17 protein-coding genes and 2 tRNA genes are annotated in these 15,271 nt (G+C 57.3%); 18 read left to right on the forward strand and 1 reads right to left on the reverse strand.

Translation table 11 applies throughout. The annotated features are described in order from the left end of the window. Positions 1–9: 9 nt before the first annotated feature. From ACJ8PL_RS09060 to ACJ8PL_RS09075, 4 genes are all read left to right on the forward strand, one after another. Positions 10–477, forward strand: coding sequence for a nuclear transport factor 2 family protein (locus ACJ8PL_RS09060; RefSeq protein ID WP_016926939.1), 468 nt, complete (start codon positions 10–12; stop codon positions 475–477). Positions 478–604: 127 nt separating this feature from the next. Next, a complete protein-coding gene (gene osmE / locus ACJ8PL_RS09065; RefSeq protein ID WP_004935874.1) occupies positions 605–934 on the forward strand; it encodes an osmotically-inducible lipoprotein OsmE in 330 nt (109 codons plus the stop codon). 157 nt (positions 935–1,091) lie between these two features. After that, a tRNA-Ser gene (locus ACJ8PL_RS09070) sits at positions 1,092–1,179 on the forward strand. Between the two features lie 6 nt (positions 1,180–1,185). Continuing rightward, positions 1,186–1,261 (forward strand) — tRNA-Thr (locus ACJ8PL_RS09075). Between the two features lie 75 nt (positions 1,262–1,336). Here the strand turns inward: ACJ8PL_RS09075 and ACJ8PL_RS09080 are convergent. Then, positions 1,337–2,014, reverse strand: a complete 678-nt coding sequence (locus tag ACJ8PL_RS09080; RefSeq protein ID WP_079452204.1) for a S24 family peptidase — start codon at positions 2,012–2,014, stop codon at positions 1,337–1,339. Between the two features lie 241 nt (positions 2,015–2,255). On the opposite strand from ACJ8PL_RS09080, the gene ACJ8PL_RS09085 reads away from it, so the two are divergent. The 14 genes from ACJ8PL_RS09085 to gpJ all read left to right on the forward strand — a co-directional run bounded on the left by ACJ8PL_RS09085 (position 2,256) and on the right by gpJ (position 15,267). Further along, on the forward strand, positions 2,256–2,618 hold the full coding sequence (locus tag ACJ8PL_RS09085; RefSeq protein ID WP_016926941.1) for an antiterminator Q family protein: 363 nt from the start codon (positions 2,256–2,258) through the stop codon (positions 2,616–2,618). A 1,023-nt stretch (positions 2,619–3,641) separates the two neighbouring features. Beyond that, a complete protein-coding gene (locus tag ACJ8PL_RS09090) occupies positions 3,642–3,953 on the forward strand; it encodes a phage holin family protein (protein ID WP_028127738.1) in 312 nt (103 codons plus the stop codon). After that, positions 3,950–4,390, forward strand: coding sequence for a lysozyme (locus ACJ8PL_RS09095; protein WP_016926943.1), 441 nt, complete (start codon positions 3,950–3,952; stop codon positions 4,388–4,390). The genes ACJ8PL_RS09090 and ACJ8PL_RS09095 overlap by 4 nt, the downstream gene beginning before the upstream one ends. Before the next feature lie 56 nt (positions 4,391–4,446). Beyond that, positions 4,447–4,836, forward strand: a complete 390-nt coding sequence (locus ACJ8PL_RS09100) for a hypothetical protein (RefSeq protein ID WP_016926944.1) — start codon at positions 4,447–4,449, stop codon at positions 4,834–4,836. Then, a complete protein-coding gene (locus ACJ8PL_RS09105) occupies positions 4,833–5,225 on the forward strand; it encodes an HK97-gp10 family putative phage morphogenesis protein (RefSeq protein ID WP_016926945.1) in 393 nt (130 codons plus the stop codon). The genes ACJ8PL_RS09100 and ACJ8PL_RS09105 overlap by 4 nt, the downstream gene beginning before the upstream one ends. 41 nt (positions 5,226–5,266) lie before the next feature. After that, positions 5,267–5,722, forward strand: coding sequence for a major tail shaft subunit (locus ACJ8PL_RS09110; RefSeq protein WP_016926946.1), 456 nt, complete (start codon positions 5,267–5,269; stop codon positions 5,720–5,722). A 116-nt stretch (positions 5,723–5,838) separates the two neighbouring features. Further along, a complete protein-coding gene (locus ACJ8PL_RS09115) occupies positions 5,839–6,204 on the forward strand; it encodes a phage tail protein (RefSeq protein WP_016926947.1) in 366 nt (121 codons plus the stop codon). Between the two features lie 150 nt (positions 6,205–6,354). Then, positions 6,355–8,769: a phage tail tape measure protein gene (locus tag ACJ8PL_RS09120; RefSeq protein WP_442531084.1), complete on the forward strand. Its 2,415-nt coding sequence runs from the start codon at positions 6,355–6,357 to the stop codon at positions 8,767–8,769. Beyond that, positions 8,769–9,107 (forward strand): phage tail protein, encoded by a 339-nt coding sequence (locus tag ACJ8PL_RS09125; RefSeq protein ID WP_019453671.1) that lies wholly within the window; start codon positions 8,769–8,771, stop codon positions 9,105–9,107. Before ACJ8PL_RS09120 ends, ACJ8PL_RS09125 begins: the two co-directional genes overlap by 1 nt. Before the next feature lie 9 nt (positions 9,108–9,116). Then, positions 9,117–9,869, forward strand: a complete 753-nt coding sequence (locus tag ACJ8PL_RS09130; RefSeq protein ID WP_079450278.1) for a phage minor tail protein L — start codon at positions 9,117–9,119, stop codon at positions 9,867–9,869. 9 nt (positions 9,870–9,878) lie between these two features. Further along, the gene (locus ACJ8PL_RS09135) at positions 9,879–10,583 is read left to right on the forward strand and encodes a C40 family peptidase (protein WP_079452207.1); all 705 of its coding nucleotides are present in this window, start codon (positions 9,879–9,881) and stop codon (positions 10,581–10,583) included. 37 nt (positions 10,584–10,620) lie between these two features. Further along, positions 10,621–10,980, forward strand: a complete 360-nt coding sequence (locus tag ACJ8PL_RS09140) for a hypothetical protein (RefSeq protein ID WP_131818044.1) — start codon at positions 10,621–10,623, stop codon at positions 10,978–10,980. 28 nt (positions 10,981–11,008) lie between these two features. Beyond that, a complete protein-coding gene (locus ACJ8PL_RS09145; protein ID WP_079450276.1) occupies positions 11,009–11,626 on the forward strand; it encodes a tail assembly protein in 618 nt (205 codons plus the stop codon). A 53-nt stretch (positions 11,627–11,679) separates the two neighbouring features. Then, positions 11,680–15,267: a TipJ family phage tail tip protein gene (gene gpJ / locus ACJ8PL_RS09150; protein ID WP_079452208.1), complete on the forward strand. Its 3,588-nt coding sequence runs from the start codon at positions 11,680–11,682 to the stop codon at positions 15,265–15,267. Positions 15,268–15,271 lie beyond the last annotated feature (4 nt).

Consider the following 15,271-nt stretch of genomic DNA (forward strand, 5'->3'; position numbering starts at 1 on the left):
GAGATAAGCATGAGCATTAAACCCCCATTGCCGCCTTTTACCCGCGAATCCGCTATCGAGAAGGTGCGGCTGGCGGAGGATGCCTGGAACAGCCGCGATCCTGAGCGGGTGTCGCAGGTGTATTCCCTCGATACCCACTGGCGTAACCGCGCGGAATTTGTCGACGGCCGCGCGGCGGTGGTCGCATTTTTGCAACGTAAGTGGGCGAAAGAGCTGGAGTATCGGCTGATTAAGGAACTGTGGGCGTTTGACGGCGCGCGCATCGCGGTGCGTTTCGCCTATGAGTGGCGCGACGATTCCGGCAACTGGTATCGCAGCTTCGGCAATGAAAACTGGGAGTTCAATCAGGAGGGGCTGATGATTAACCGCCATGCCTGCATCAACGACATGCCGATTCGCGAACAGGATCGGCGTTTTCATTGGCCACTCGGTCGGCGCCCGGACGATGTCCCGTCGCTGAGCGATTTCGGCTTTTGAATCCGATGTCGTGCCCGCGCCGGCCGATCGCGAGAAAAAGCGCACCGATCGACAAACGGGAATTTGTAGAAAAGCCTTTCCGCTTCTAGACTTAGGGGACAACAAACGTACTCCAAGAGGACAAGCTATGACGAAGAAGTTGGTTTTGGCCGTCGGTACTGCGGCGGTATTTTCCATTCTTGCCGGCTGCACCGCCTATGACCGTGCAACCAGTTATGTCAATGAGCCGGTGGTCAGCGATGTCAAAGTAGGGATGACCAAGCAGCAGGTGCGGGCGATTGCCGGTCCGCCGTCGACGTCCGCCACGCTGATTCATGCGCAAGGCACTTGCGATACCTATGCGGTCGCGCCGCGCGATGGCAAAGTGCAAACGTACTTTGTCAGCTACAACGACACGGGCCATGTCATGAACAAGGGCTATCAAACCTGTTCCGACTACGATTCGCAGCCGAAGTAAACGCGTTTCAGCCGAACATAAAAGCCTCGCTTTCGCGGGGCTTTTCATTTTTTAAGCGTTTAAGGCTTGAAGTTTAGGCAACCGCACCGCCCATGCCATTTTTTTGCATCAAAATGATAGACATTTCATAACGGTATCGCTAATATCAGCGCCCATTGGAAGGATGGCCGAGTGGTTTAAGGCAACGGTCTTGAAAACCGTCGAGTGTAACAGCTCCCAGAGTTCGAATCTCTGTCCTTCCGCCAAATTCAGCCGGCTTAGCTCAGTAGGTAGAGCAACTGACTTGTAATCAGTAGGTCACCAGTTCGATTCCGGTAGCCGGCACCATGAGTGCTAAAAAACCGCCAGCCGCAAGGTTGGCGGTTTTTTGCTTTACGCGGTTCTCAACGCGGCGCGCATGGACTAGGGCAGCCAGGCGCCAAGCACCACCCCGATAATCGCGTACTCATCGGCATTCTGCGCCGGGCAACCCGGCATGCTTCCCTTAAGCCATCGATGCCCGGCTTCCTCGACATACCTTCTAAAGATGAGCTCCGCGCTGTCACAGCGTTTCGCTATCACCTTATCGCCGGACGCGAGCTCGGTTATGCCGGCAGTAACGGGTTCGACAAGTATCAAGGCGCCCTTTGGGTAATTGGCGCCGGCAGAGCCGTTCATCGTGTTATCCCGCACCGGCAACCAGTAGGCCTGAGCGCTGCATTGCACCATCGCCGGGTAGTGGACGGTCGTTCCTTTGCGCAGCTGTTCATGAGACAACGGCAATGTCCACGTCAGCAGCGGCAGCGTTTTACCCAAGGCCTGCGAAGCCTTCTGCCTGACGGGGCGTAGCCCGATTTGCTCCAGGCCATCCAGCCAGCCGATTTGCACGGCGAAGTACTGTTCAATCCTTCGCGCCATGTCGCCACTGATGCCCTTTTTGCCTTTCTTGCCCGGCGGGTAGAGCAGGCGAGAGACATAGTCTGCGGCAATACCGAGCGCCTCCGCAAGGCGCTTTTGCCCCCCGACGCCGAGGTTATCGATCAGGATGATCAGGCGCTCTCGCCGCATCTCCTGGAGGTGCATTTTTTGCTCGTTTTTCATGAGGCCATCGTACCTAAATTTACCTGCAGGTAAATGGATTTTCGCTATTGAAAAAAAGATACCTCTGGGTATACTTGATACTGGTTATTTATACAGTATTTGGTGTAATGCCCTCGGCGAGCACGCCGGGCGGAGCGGTTGTTGCGTGTTGGCGCACGCCGAGCAGAAGAGCGGCTCGACCGACGTCGGTCAACGACATGGAGCCCTGGCGATGTGGCAAACGCCCAAAGGAGGTGGAAGCATGAGAGATATGAATGAAGTGTTGGAGCGGTGGGGCGTATGGGCCAGGGATAATAGCGGCATCGATTATTCCCCCATTGCTGCCGGGTTCAGAGGGCTGTTGTCCTATAAATCGAAAGGCGAGCGTTCCTGTTGCGATGATGATGGCCTGGTGATCGACGGTTGCGTGGGCAGATTGAAGAAATACAAACCCGAAGAGTTCGATCTCATCATTGCCCACCATGTTTATGGCATATCTCTGCGTAAGATCGCCCTGAAAAGGAAATGTTCAGACGGTACGATACGTAAAGAGATGCAAACGGCGGAAGGGTTCATCGGGGGATGCCTGGCGATGTTGGATATAAAGTTGACTATGGATCGCTGAAACTGCTGCCGTTGAAGTTGATGAGGGTTTATTTCTCGTTTCACTGTGACATCAGGAATAATAATGGCGTATGCGCGTTGCAATAATTTAAAAAAAGACTCACGCGTACGCAAATAAACGCGTAACCTGATAAAACTGAGTCGTTGCCGGCACCGCCGCACGATAACTAAACCTCGCTCCGGCGGGGTTTTGTTTTTTTTATAATAAAAGACTCACGCGTACGCAAATAAACGCGTAATCTGATAAAACTGAGTCGTTGCCGGCACCGCCGCACGATAACTAAACCTCGCTCCGGCGGGGTTTTGGTTTTTTTATAATAAAAGACTCACGCGTACGCAAATAAACGCGTAATCTGATAAAACTGAGTCGTTGCCGGCACCGCCGCACGATAACTAAACCTCGCTCCGGCGGGGTTTTGTTTTTTTATAATAAAAGACTCACGCGTACGCAAATAAACGCGTAATCTGATAAAACTGAGTCGTTGCCGGCGCCGCTGCACGATAACTAAACCTCGCTCCAGCGGGGTTTTGTTTTTTTATAATAAAAGACTCACGCGTACGCAAATAAACGCGTAATCTGATAAAACTGAGTCGTTGCAGGCGCCACCGCACGATAGCCAAACCTCGCTCCGGCGGGGTTTTGTTTTTTTATAATAAAAGACTCACGCGTACGCAAATAAGCGCGTAACCTGATAAAACTGAGTCGTTGCCGGCACCGCTGCACGATAGCCAAATCTCGCTCCGGCGGGGTTTTTCATTTTTAGCCTCCTTGTCAAAACGGTCAATCACTCACTGAATAATGACTGTCGTTGAATGATCACGGCGGGAGGCTAATCCTTCTCATTTATAAAACGGCGCAATCCTTATTTCTCTTCTCAGGTTGAGCAGAACGGATAAGCCATTTTCGACAGCGTAAATGGCCGCTTATTTAAATGGAACAGGAATGACGGAGAGGGGCGCCGCATTTAGCCGCTCTTTTCCATGACTCCCGACGATCGGGCTATGCCCCGGTAAGGGGAGGGTGATGATTATGCCTTGGAAAAATGAACCAAACATCCTTTCAATGCTGCTTGCTTTCGGCATGACGCTGCTGGGGGCGATCGCCAGCTATTCCTTCAAGGTTTTGAACGGCGAAACCTTTAGCTGGAGGACGCTGTTTTTGCAGTTGTTCGTCTCTATTTTCGCCGGTTTGACCATGGTGATGATTGCGCTGCATTACGACTGGCCTTCGGAGGTGATGGGCGGCGTATGCGGCATGGCGGGGTGGTCGGGAGCATCGCTGATCAAGGCATTGGAACGCCGATTTCTCAATAAAGCGTCAGGAGGAAACCAATGAAGATAAGTGATGATGGCATGGCGCTGATTAAGCGTTTCGAAGGCCTGCGTTTGCAGGCTTATCAGGACTCGGTCGGCGTTTGGACCATCGGCTACGGGTGGACTCAACCGGTAGCGGGACGAAAAGTTGGGGCCGGCATGGCGATCGATGTCGCAACGGCCGAGCGTTTGCTGGTGTGCGGTGTCGCCCAATTCGAACGGGGCGTCGAACGGCTGGTGGCGGTGACGATCACGCAGGGGCAGTTCGATGCTCTGGTGAGCTTCGCCTATAACCTGGGCCTGCGCGCGCTGGAGAACTCGACGCTGCTGCGCCGGCTGAACGCCGGCGATCGGCAGGGGGCGGCCGACCAGTTCGGCCGATGGGTGAATGCGGGCGGTGTGCGGCTCGATGGGCTGGTTGCCCGGCGCGCGGCGGAACGCGCGCTGTTCCTTACCTGATGCCTGAATGCGTCTGTAAAACAATTCCCCCTCAAAACGACGGAGACCTTGCCCAAATGATTGAAGATGAAATCCAACGCTCGCTGGCCGCGCTAACCCATCTGGCGGTTCATCCGCTGATCTTGCCGGATCCGCAGCAAGAAGGCGTGACCTATCAGAAGATCAGCGATCTGAAAGTGAACACCGGTCTGGTTGACAGCTCGCTGGTGCAGAGCCGTTTTCAGGTCGTGTTGTACGTAATCGACGATTACTCCCGGCTGATCGCTCTGGATAAAGCGGTTTTGAACGCCTGGGAAGGGGTTCGACATGGTCATATCGGCGAATGGCCGGTACAAGCGGTCACGCGCAGCACCCTTTTGCAGAGCGCCACGCCCCTGGCGGATAACCGCGTCCAGTATCGGATGGCCCGTGATTACCTCATCACCCATTCCGAGGTGGCGGCGTGATCGCCATAAACGTTACCGGCATGGCGGAATTGACTCGCCGCTTGGAAGCGATTCGGCGCGAGGTCGCCAGTCACATTCTGCCGGAGGCCGGCCACGCCGCGCTGGCGCCGCTACTTAGCACGATGCGGCAGTGTGCCGAGCGGGGGGCGTCAAACAGCGAACCCTCGCTGAGCGCCGGCATCGCGATACGCCCGGCCGTTACCGGATGGAACGCGGTGACGTTGCGTGTCGGCCCCAGTAAACAGCATTACCACAGAGCTCTGGCGCAGGAGTACGGCACGGCAACGCAAGCCGCCGCCCCGTTTATTCGCCCTGCGCTGGATCACCATAAGCACCAAGTGTTACGCATCCTGGCGGCTAACGTCCGCTATGGCATCGAAAACCGGTAGCGACCGCTACCATCCTTCATCAAAAAAGAGAGAGAAAAACTATGGCTGATAAAACCTCGCCAGAATACGCCATGCTGCCTGCCGGCACTATCGTCAAATGGGGCACCGTTGGGGCTGCACCGACGGCCATGAAGGCGCTGACCAACTGTAAAGCGGTAGGTGAAATGGGGCAAACCGGCGGTTTTGTCGATTGCACCACGCTGCTGGATACCGCCAAGCAGTTTATTTCCGACCTGCCGGAGGGCGCGGAGAAGTCCATCGGTTTCATCGACGATCCGTCCAACGCCGATTTCGCGGCGCTGCTGAATGCGGCGGACAAGCGCGAAACGGTGCAGTTCTACGTCGAGCTGCCAAATGGCCGCACCTCCACCTCCATCCTGTCGCTGTCCGGCTGGAAAATGAATGAGATCACCGCCCCGGCGAGCGAAGTCATTCAGATTACCGTCCAGGGCAAGCAAAACAGTAACACCTGGGGCTCGGTCACCCCGAAAGTGTGACCCATTGGCGGTTTGCCGCGGGTTAACGCCTGAAGGCGAACGCTTCCGCCGCGGGCCATGTGGCCTGCGGCAACCTGCTTATTACAGAGTAAACCGAATTGAACAAGGAAAAACCGATGAGTGAGAAATACGATCTGAAAGCGCTGAAAGCGGCGCTGCTGAAATCCGACGATCACGTGATTGAAACGCAGATCTTTGGCGCCAAAGCCTTTATCCGTCGCCTGAAAGCCGCGGAACTGCAGGAAAACGAAGACGGCATGAAGGCCGCCATCGACAGCGGTGACATGAACAAAGCCGCGCAGCTCAACGTGCAGCTTCTGCTGTCTTGCCTGATGACGCCGGACGGCAAACGCATCCCGGCCGGCGCCTTGCCGAGCGTAGACGATCTGCTGGCGGCGCACGACAACCCGACGCTGGTCGAAGCCATCGGCGCCGTCAAGCGCCATGCGGTCGGCAGCCTGGAGGAAGCGGAAAAAAACTGACTGACTCGCCCTGGCTGATGTTGGTGTTCCAACTGGCCGATCGCTGGGGTGAGTCGGATCCTCGCAAGATCGCCGCGATGCCGGCGCACATCCTGAATCACTGGCGGGCATACTTCAAACTGCAAGGCATGACGGCCGATGCGGCGGAGAGTGCCCCCGTTCATCAATCCGGTCAGCCCGCGCAAAGCAGTATTGATATGCAGTGTGCTGACGTTATGCGAGTGCTGGGAAATGGCTGATACCGCACAGTTGGTCGTCGGGTTGCAACTGAATGACACCAACTTTAAAAACAAACTGACGGCGGCTTACCGTACCGCCGGGGAACAATCCGCCAAATTTAACCGCCAGGCTCAGCAGGACGCGAAGAAGACCGACGAGTCGTATCAACGCATCGGTGGCACGCTTGGCGGCCTGGCGGGGAAACTGGCGGGGCTGGCCGGCGTTGAGCTGTCGCTGCAGGGCCTCGCAGCCACCTCGCGCCAGTATGGGCAGGCGCTCACCGAACTCGCGTCCATCACCGTCGCCGCGACGGCGCAGATGAAACAGTTGGACGACGCGGCTCGCCAGGCGAGCAGCGCTTCCGGCGAAGGTGGCAGCCGGGCGGAGGAGATGCTGAAACTGGCCGGTGGCCTGAATGACAGCGCGGCGGCCTGGCGCGATCAGGCGGCGGCGGCGCGCGGGGCGGCTCAGGCGACATCGGGCGTCGGCGCGGCGTCTCGTGTCGCCAATGTCGCGCTGGGTGTGCTTGGCGGCCCGATCGGTGTCGCCATCCAGGCGGGATTGGGGATGGCATACTTTTATGAGCAAACAATGCAAGCCAAAGAGGCTGCGGTAAGTCTGAAAGATGCTGCGATTCTAACTACGTCAGAGCTTATCAAACTGTCTAGTAAGCAACTTGCCCTGAGAAAATTAGATCTCAGTGAGCAGCTCGAAGAACAGCTTAGTGAGCGAGATAAGCAGCAGAATTTGTTGAATTACGCAAACGAGAGAATAGAACGAATCCAGAGTAACCCTGGTTGGCTGGGCGACATATTTGGTGTTGAAAAGCAGATGCAAGCTACGCGGGTGCGTGCAGAAGCGGCTCTCGAGTCAATTGACATCGGGATTCAAAATACTCGCACTAGTATGCAAAATATTGACCAAGCTAACCTTCTTGTTTTGACAGGGGCTGCTCGTCAATTTAATCAGCCAGCCGGCAATATTTTGCCCGTTACTGCGCCAGCACAATTGATGGGCCCCCCACCCCCCGATTATCCATTGGATATGGTAAGTACAGATAATCGTGGTCGTAAGCGACAGCAGGCTCTTGATCAGTACCAACAGCTGCGTCAGGAAATCGAGCAGGCGCATCTGAGCAGCCTCGACAAAATCACCCAGGATGAACAAAGCGCACAGGCCAAGCTGGCGTCAGCGGCCAAGGCGGCTGGTGCCGGGCAGGCCGATGTGCAGCGTGCGATGGCGCTGAACGCCGAGAAGTACCAGCGGCAGCGGCAACAGCTCGCTGAACAATACGCGCCAGGGCAGGCGGCGGTGCGTAAAGAGCAAGAGGTCGGCAAGGAGCTGAAGGCGTTGTATGACGGGCGGCTGTTGACCGAGCGCGAGTACCACACCGCCAGCCGGATGCAGCAGCAAGAAATGACGCGCCAGCGGCTGAAGGCCGAAACCGACGCGCTCGCCGCGCCGCGTATGAACATTGCCGGTGATGTGGACCCTGTCGCTCGGCTTAACAACCAATTGGTGCAGCAGCAGGCGCAATACCAGGCCTACTACCAGCAAGGCTTGCTGGATAAACAGCGCTATGAACAGCTGATGCAGGCGTCGACGCAAGAATCGTCGGACGCTCAGTATCAGCAGGCGCTGAGTCTGTTCGGCGGGCAGAGCCGCGTGCACAAGATGGCGCTGGGGCTGGTGGACATGATGCGGGAACGGACCTCCGGCATGATGTTCGATCTGCTGACCGGGACGCAAAACTTTAAGCAAAGCATGCTCGGTTTGATGACCTCCATGACGCAGTCCATCATTCAGCAACTGATCGATCTGGCGATGCAGGCGCTGTTAACCAGAACCTTTCTCTCTACCTTTATGAACATCGGCGGCGGTTTGCTGGGCGGGGCTGCAAGCGCCGGCGCGGGCGCGGCCGGTTCAGGCGCGATGGGCATGCCGACCGGTTGGCAAGGCTATGTCCCCAACGCCAAGGGCGGCGTATACGCCTCGCCTTCGCTGAGCGCATTCAGCGGCCAGATCGTCAGCAATCCCACGTTGTTCGCGTTCGCCAGAGGCGCCGGCTTGATGGGCGAAGCCGGGCCGGAGGCCATTATGCCGCTCAAACGCGGCGCGGACGGTTCGCTCGGCGTGCGGGCGATCGGCGGCGGCCAGCAGTCTGCGGCGGCGCCGAATGTCTACATCACTATCGAGAACGGCGGCAACGTCAGTTCGCAGGCCGATCCGGGATGGGGCGAGTTCGGTAAACGGATGGGCAATATCGCCGCGCAGGAAAGCCAGAAGGTGATCAACCGCAACCTGATGCCGGGCCAGCCGATTTGGAAAGCAATCAAGGGGATGTAATGGGCATTCAGACATTTGAATTTCCGGCGCGCGTCAATGCCGCCGGCGATATGCGCTTTCGCGTCAGAAAGGCGCAGTTCGGCGACGGCTATGCGCAGGTCTCCGGCGACGGCATTAACCCGATCGTGCGCTCCTGGGATCTGACCTTTGTCGGCAAGTATGACTACATCACGCCGATCATCGTCTTTCTGGAAAATCATCATGGGGTGAAGTCCTTCCAATGGACGCCACCGACGCAGGTTCCCGGCCTTTACCGCTGCGAGGGTTATAAGCCGGTCGCGATGGGCGGGGGCAACTATTCACTGACGGCCACGTTTACCGAGGCCTTTCACGTTTAATCGGGGGAGATGATGCTGAATTCAGATTTGCAAAAGCTGGAGCCGGGCAACCGCATCCGCCTGATTGAGGTGGACGGCACCCGGTTTGGCGCCGATATTCTGCGCTTTCATTGCGATACCCTGCCGTTTACGCCGCAAGAGCTGGCCGCTGCGGGCGGTGATGAAAGCAAACTGCCGGCGAAATCGGTCTGGTGGCAGGGGCTGGAGTACGGCCCGTGGCCGTTTAGCATTGAAGGGCTGGAGATTTCCGCCGACAGCCAGGGCAACGCGCCCAAGCTGTCGGTCGCCAATATCAACGGCCTGATCAGCGCGCTCTGCCTGCAGTTTGAGGACATGGCGCAGGCCAAGGTGCGGATCCACGACACGCTGGTGCACTACCTTGACGCCCGCAATTTCCCGCAGGGAAACTCTTCGGCCGATCCGCTGCAGGAAAAGCTGCAGGTGTTCTACATCGATCGCAAGGCGACGGAAAGCGACGAGGCGGTGGAGTTCGAACTCTCCAGCCCGGCGGATCTGCGGGGGTTGCGCATTCCGACCCGGCAAATCCACAGCCTGTGCACCTGGTGCTCGCGCGGCGACTATCGCACCGGCAAGGGCTGCGATTACGCCGGTAGCCGTTACTTTGACGACAAAGGCAACCCGGTGGAGGACCCGAGCCAGGATCGCTGCGGCGGGCTGCTGAGCGACTGCCAGAAACGCTTTGGCGAGCACGAACCGCTGCCGTTTGGCGGCTTCCCGGGCGCGGCGTTAATCCGGCAGTAGGGGGCGAGTATGAAAGAAAAAACCGCGGCGGCCATTATGGCGCACGCCAAGGCCGAGTACCCGCGCGAATGCTGCGGCGTGGTGGCGCAAAAATCCCGCGTGGAGCGCTATTTCCCGTGTCGCAACCTGGCGGACAACCCCACCGAGCAGTTTCATCTGGCGCCGGAAGACTACGTGGCCGCCGCCGAATGGGGCACCATCACCCTCATTGTGCACAGCCACCCGGACGCCACCACGCAGCCGAGTGAGCTGGACAAGGCGCAGTGCGACGCGATGGAGTTGCCTTGGGCGATAGCCAGCTGGCCGGAGGGGGATTTGCGCACCATTTTGCCGCGCGGCGAACTGCCGCTGGTGGGCCGCCAGTTCGTGCTGGGGCATACCGACTGTTGGGGGCTGGTCATGAGCTATTTCCGCCAGGAACACGGCATAACGCTCCAGGATTACCGCATTGATTACCCGTGGTGGGAGCGGGGTGAAAACCGCTATCTGGATAACTGGCATGCCTGCGGCTTTCGCGAGTTCGATGGCCCGCCGCGCCCAGGCGACATGGCGATCATGCAGGTTTCGGCACCGGTGGCCAACCACGCCGGCATTCTGCTGGCAGATGGCCTGTTGCTGCACCATATGTACGGCATGCTTAGCCAGCGGGTGCCTTACGGCGGTTATTGGAAGGAGCGGACGGTGAAGGTGTTGCGGCACAAAGTCCTGATGTGATGCTATCATTCCACTTTTCAGCTTAAGGAAAAGGGTAATGAAAAAGTTAATGATTGGGCTGGTGGTACTGGGGTTGGCGGGATGTGCAATGAGTTATTCAGACATTAGAAAAAATCCAACGCAAACCTTTTCGACAACCAAAACACTGGAGCAAATGGAAACATGTTTAATTCCAAAATTAGATAGTGAAACTTATAATGGGCCTGCAATTAATACAACAGTTAAGCCTTTAGAAAATGGAGTAACTTTAGTTCCACTGGCTGGACTGGAGTTTATCGATTTACTTAAAATTAATACCGGAACGAAAGTTGTTTATTATGGAGAGGGGACAAGGTCCGTTCTTTTTCCTGAGCGGAGAATAAAAGTGACCTTAATAGCGATTAAATCTTGCTTGTAGGGATTTAAAAATATTTTATCGAGGCATTATGACTTTTATTGAGATACCATTGAGAACAATACGATTCCATGGCCCGATGGTTGGCATATTTGGAAAAAAATTTGAGTATCGTGCTCGCAATGTACCAAAGGCTATTGATGCCATGAAAAATCTGCTGCCCGGCTTTGAGCGCTACATGCTTGAAGCTCACAAACGCGGTCTGACATTTTCAGTTTTCGTTGGTAAGCGCAATGTCGGGCAGGAGGAACTGGAATTAACCAAAGGGACGGAAGATATTCACCTTGTTCCTGTCGTGATTGGGAGCAAACGTGCAGGTCTATTCCAAACTATTTTAGGTGTCGCTTTGATTGGGGCTGCGATGCTAACCGGCCCTGCTGGATGGGCGGCTTTTGGTTCGACTGGTACGTTCGGTGGGGTGTTGGCAATGAGCGGTGCCGCAATGGCCCTCGGCGGCGTCGTCCAAATGCTTTCCCCGCAAATGGGCGGGCTGCGCATGCGGCAAGGCCCGGAAAATAAACCGAGCTATGCCTTTGGCGGGCCGGTCAACACCACGGCGCAGGGCAATCCCGTCGGCGTGCTGTACGGCACGCGTGAAATTGGCGGGGCGATTATCTCCGCAGGCATTTATACCGAAGACCAGCAATAACGACATCCGTTTGAACAGACAGCCGCAATAGCGGCTTTTTTTATGGGCGAAATATGGCACAGAACATGATCCGTGGGCGAAAAGGCGGCGGCGGTGGCGGCCACACGCCGGTAGAATCGCCGGACAGCATTCAGTCGATCGCCAGAGCGAAGATGCTGTTCGCATTGGGCGAAGGAGAATTTGCCGGCGGGCTGGATGGCACAAACATTTTTGTTGACGGTACGCCGGTGCTGAGCAGCGACGGAACGGAAAACTTTCCCGGTTTCCGCTGGGAGTTCCGCCCTGGCTCGCAGGCGCAGGAATATATCCAGGGCATTCCCGCCGTTGAAAATGAGATCTCGGTCGGCAGCGAACTGAAAAGCGGCGCGCCGTGGGTGCGCTCCGTCTCTAACCTGCAACTTTCCGCCGTCCGCCTGCGCCTGGGGTGGCCCATGCTGCAAAAGCAGGCGGACAACGGCGACGTCAACGGCTATCGCATCGAGTACGCCATCGACGTGGCGACCGACGGCGGCAGTTACCAGGAGGTGTTAACGGCGGCGATCGACGATAAAACCACCTCGCTGTATGAACGCTCGCATCGCATCAATTTGCCGAAGGCCACCACGGGATGGCAGCTGCGCGTGCGCCGGTTGACGCCTAACGCCAACAGCGCCCGGATCGCCGACCGCATGAACATCGAGGCGCTGACCGAAATCATTGACGCCAAGCTGCGCTATCCGAACACTGCGCTGCTTTACGTGGAGTTCGACTCAAAGCAGTTCCCCAACATCCCGAAGATCAGCTGCAAACCGCGCGGCCGCCTGATCCGCGTGCCGGACAATTACGATCCGCAAACGCGCAGCTATACCGGCATCTGGAGCGGCGGCTTTAAGTGGGCCTACAGCGACAACCCGGCGTGGGTGTTTTACGACATTATTTTGGCCGAGCGTTTCGGCCTGGGCGATCGCATCGACGCCTCCCAGGTCTCCGAGTCCGAACTGTACCGCATCGCGCAGTATTGCGATCAGCCGGTGCCGGACGGGCGCGGCGGCGAGGGCATGGAGCCGCGCTTCACCTGCAACGTTTATCTGCAGTCGCGGGAAGAGGCCTGGACGGTGCTGAGCGATTTGGCCGGCATCTTCCGCGGCATGACCTATTGGGGGCAAAACCAAATGGTCGCCCTGGCGGACATGCCGCGCGATATGGACTTCACCTACACCCGCGCCAACGTGATCGACGGCAAGTTTACCTACTCGTCCGCCAGCGAGCGCACCCGCTACAGCACCGCGATGGTCAGTTGGTCCGATCCGGGCAACCATTACGCCGATGCGATAGAGGCGGTATTCGACAGCGATCTGGTGCGCCGCTACGACGTGAACCAGACCGAACTGACGGCCATCGGCTGCACCACGCCGAGCGAAGCGAACCGCCGCGGCCGCTGGGCGCTGTTGACCAACAGCAAGGATCGTACGGTCAGCTTCTCCGTGGGGCTGGACGGTATGATCCCCATGCCGGGGCATATCGTCGGCGTGGCGGACCAGATGCTGGCCGGACGAGTGATTGGCGGGCGCCTCAGCGGCGTGGACGGACGTAAACTGACGTTGGACAGGAGGCCGGGCGCTAAAGCCGGCGATCGCCTGATCGTTAACCTGCCTTCAGGTAAAGCGCAGGCGCGCACCGTGCAGGCGGTGAATGATCGCGTAGTGACCGTCACCACCGCCTACAGCGAGACGCCGGCGCCGGAAGCGGCTTGGTCCATCGATGCGGACGATCTGGCGGTGCAGCTTTACCGCGTGGTGGGCATCGCCGACAACGGCGATAACACCTATACCGTCAACGCCGCGGAACACGATCCGAACAAGTACGCCCGCATCGATACCGGCGCGCGTATCGACGATCGTCCGATCTCCATCATTCCGCCCGGCGTGCAGGCGCCGCCGAAAAACATCACCATCGACAGCTACTCCTCGGTGAGTCAGGGTATCGCCATTACCACCCTGCGCGCCGCCTGGGGTGCGGTTGAAAATGCCATCGCCTATGAGGCGGAATGGCGCAAAGATAACGGCAACTGGGTGTCGGTGCCGCGCACCTCGGCGCTCGGCTTTGAAGTGCCGGGGATTTACGCCGGTCGTTATCGGGTGCGGGTGCGGGCCATCAACGCCAGTGACGTATCGTCTATCTGGGCGACGTCGATGGAAACCTACCTCAAGGGCAAAGAGGGTAAACCGCCGATGCCTGTCGGCTTCAAGGCATCGCCTTTGCTGTGGGGCATCCAGCTCGACTGGGCGTTCCCTACCGGCGCTGAAGATACGCTCAAGACCGAAATTCAGTATGCGGACAACGCGGCCGGAAATAACGCGATGCTGCTGGCTGATATCCCGTATCCGCTGCACACCCACGCTATGGCCGGGCTGAAGGCGGGACAGGGCTTCTGGTTCCGCGCGCGGCTGCAAGACCGCACGGGCAATCAGGGCGACTGGACTGGCTGGAGCGCCGGGCAGGCGAACGCGGACGCCGGCGATTATCTCGAGAACATCGGCGACGATCTTCTGACCGCTAAAGACGGCGAGCGGCTGGTGGGCGATATCGACACCAACATCGACGCCATCTTGCAGAATGCGCTGGCAAACAATGCGACGGTGGATCACCAGTGGGCGCAGTATGGTGAAGTGCGTGCCGACATCATGGTGGTGAAAACCACCATCGCGGAGGTCGATCGCGGGCTGGCCGAGATGAAAACCCAAGTGCAGGCGCAGATTGACGACGTGGCGGCGGTGCTGGAAGACAAACTGACGGCGACGGTAGACGCCGACGGCGCCACGGCCATCCATACGCTGAAAGCGGGCGTGCGGGTGAACGGCACCTTCTATAACGCCGGCATGTCGATCGCGGTATTGGCGGAAAACGGCAGGCCTGTCACGACTCGCGTCGGCTTTAACGCCAATCAGTTCGTGCTGATGAGCGGCAACAACAGCAATCAGTATTCGCCGTTTGCCGTGGTGGATGGGCAGGTGTTTATTAGCGACGCGTTTATTCGCAATGGCACTATCGATAGCGCAAAGATCGCACAGCATATCCAATCTTCTAATTGGATAAGTGGGCAGCGTGGCTGGGCGATAAATAAAGATGGTGGGGCACAATTCAATAACATTAGCGCCCGTGGAGCAATATATGCCGACACCGGTGAGTTTAAAAATGGTGTGATTGGCAATTGTCGAATTCTTGAAAACTGTTCCATTGAGGGAAAACTTTCCGCCGCAAATATCGAGGGCGCGATCATGGATGGCTCGATGTTAAGCTGGACGGGTTATCATACTAATGAGAGTCGGTTATTACGTTTTGGCGGTAATAATGTTATTCCCGTTCGTGTTTTTGGACAGATTCAAATTAGAAGAAGCGGACGCGGCTATCCTCACGGTTATGGCGGGGTTAGGCAAAATGCAACCGGTGGAGGCTATATGCCAGAGGTTCCCGTTAGTTCCAGTTCAGGTAGCGGGCAACCTTCGGTATCCATCGTTTATGTCGATGCATTAATTGGGAAATCTTCGACTGCCTTTTGGCAGCTTGCTTCAGGAGAACTCGATCAAGGACAAGGACATTCAACGACCTTCATTGTGAACATTTTTGCCACGCCACAATATACGGCCTTTGCGCTGGAGTAATCAT

Source organism: Serratia sp. CY83965 (assembly GCF_052166375.1).
In the GTDB taxonomy this organism is placed as follows: domain Bacteria; phylum Pseudomonadota; class Gammaproteobacteria; order Enterobacterales; family Enterobacteriaceae; genus Serratia; species Serratia marcescens.

Bases quoted from the DNA above. Each gene is read 5' to 3' on its own strand.
- ACJ8PL_RS09060 (WP_016926939.1), top strand. From the start codon at position 10: ATGAGCATTAAACCCCCATTGCCGCCTTTTACCCGCGAATCCGCTATC.
- osmE (WP_004935874.1), top strand. From the start codon at position 605: ATGACGAAGAAGTTGGTTTTGGCCGTCGGTACTGCGGCGGTATTTTCC.
- ACJ8PL_RS09080 (WP_079452204.1), bottom strand. From the start codon at position 2,014: ATGAAAAACGAGCAAAAAATGCACCTCCAGGAGATGCGGCGAGAGCGC.
- ACJ8PL_RS09085 (WP_016926941.1), top strand. From the start codon at position 2,256: ATGAGAGATATGAATGAAGTGTTGGAGCGGTGGGGCGTATGGGCCAGG.
- ACJ8PL_RS09090 (WP_028127738.1), top strand. From the start codon at position 3,642: ATGATTATGCCTTGGAAAAATGAACCAAACATCCTTTCAATGCTGCTT.
- ACJ8PL_RS09095 (WP_016926943.1), top strand. From the start codon at position 3,950: ATGAAGATAAGTGATGATGGCATGGCGCTGATTAAGCGTTTCGAAGGC.
- ACJ8PL_RS09100 (WP_016926944.1), top strand. From the start codon at position 4,447: ATGATTGAAGATGAAATCCAACGCTCGCTGGCCGCGCTAACCCATCTG.
- ACJ8PL_RS09110 (WP_016926946.1), top strand. From the start codon at position 5,267: ATGGCTGATAAAACCTCGCCAGAATACGCCATGCTGCCTGCCGGCACT.
- ACJ8PL_RS09115 (WP_016926947.1), top strand. From the start codon at position 5,839: ATGAGTGAGAAATACGATCTGAAAGCGCTGAAAGCGGCGCTGCTGAAA.
- ACJ8PL_RS09125 (WP_019453671.1), top strand. From the start codon at position 8,769: ATGGGCATTCAGACATTTGAATTTCCGGCGCGCGTCAATGCCGCCGGC.
- ACJ8PL_RS09130 (WP_079450278.1), top strand. From the start codon at position 9,117: ATGATGCTGAATTCAGATTTGCAAAAGCTGGAGCCGGGCAACCGCATC.
- ACJ8PL_RS09135 (WP_079452207.1), top strand. From the start codon at position 9,879: ATGAAAGAAAAAACCGCGGCGGCCATTATGGCGCACGCCAAGGCCGAG.
- ACJ8PL_RS09140 (WP_131818044.1), top strand. From the start codon at position 10,621: ATGAAAAAGTTAATGATTGGGCTGGTGGTACTGGGGTTGGCGGGATGT.
- ACJ8PL_RS09145 (WP_079450276.1), top strand. From the start codon at position 11,009: ATGACTTTTATTGAGATACCATTGAGAACAATACGATTCCATGGCCCG.
- gpJ (WP_079452208.1), top strand. From the start codon at position 11,680: ATGGCACAGAACATGATCCGTGGGCGAAAAGGCGGCGGCGGTGGCGGC.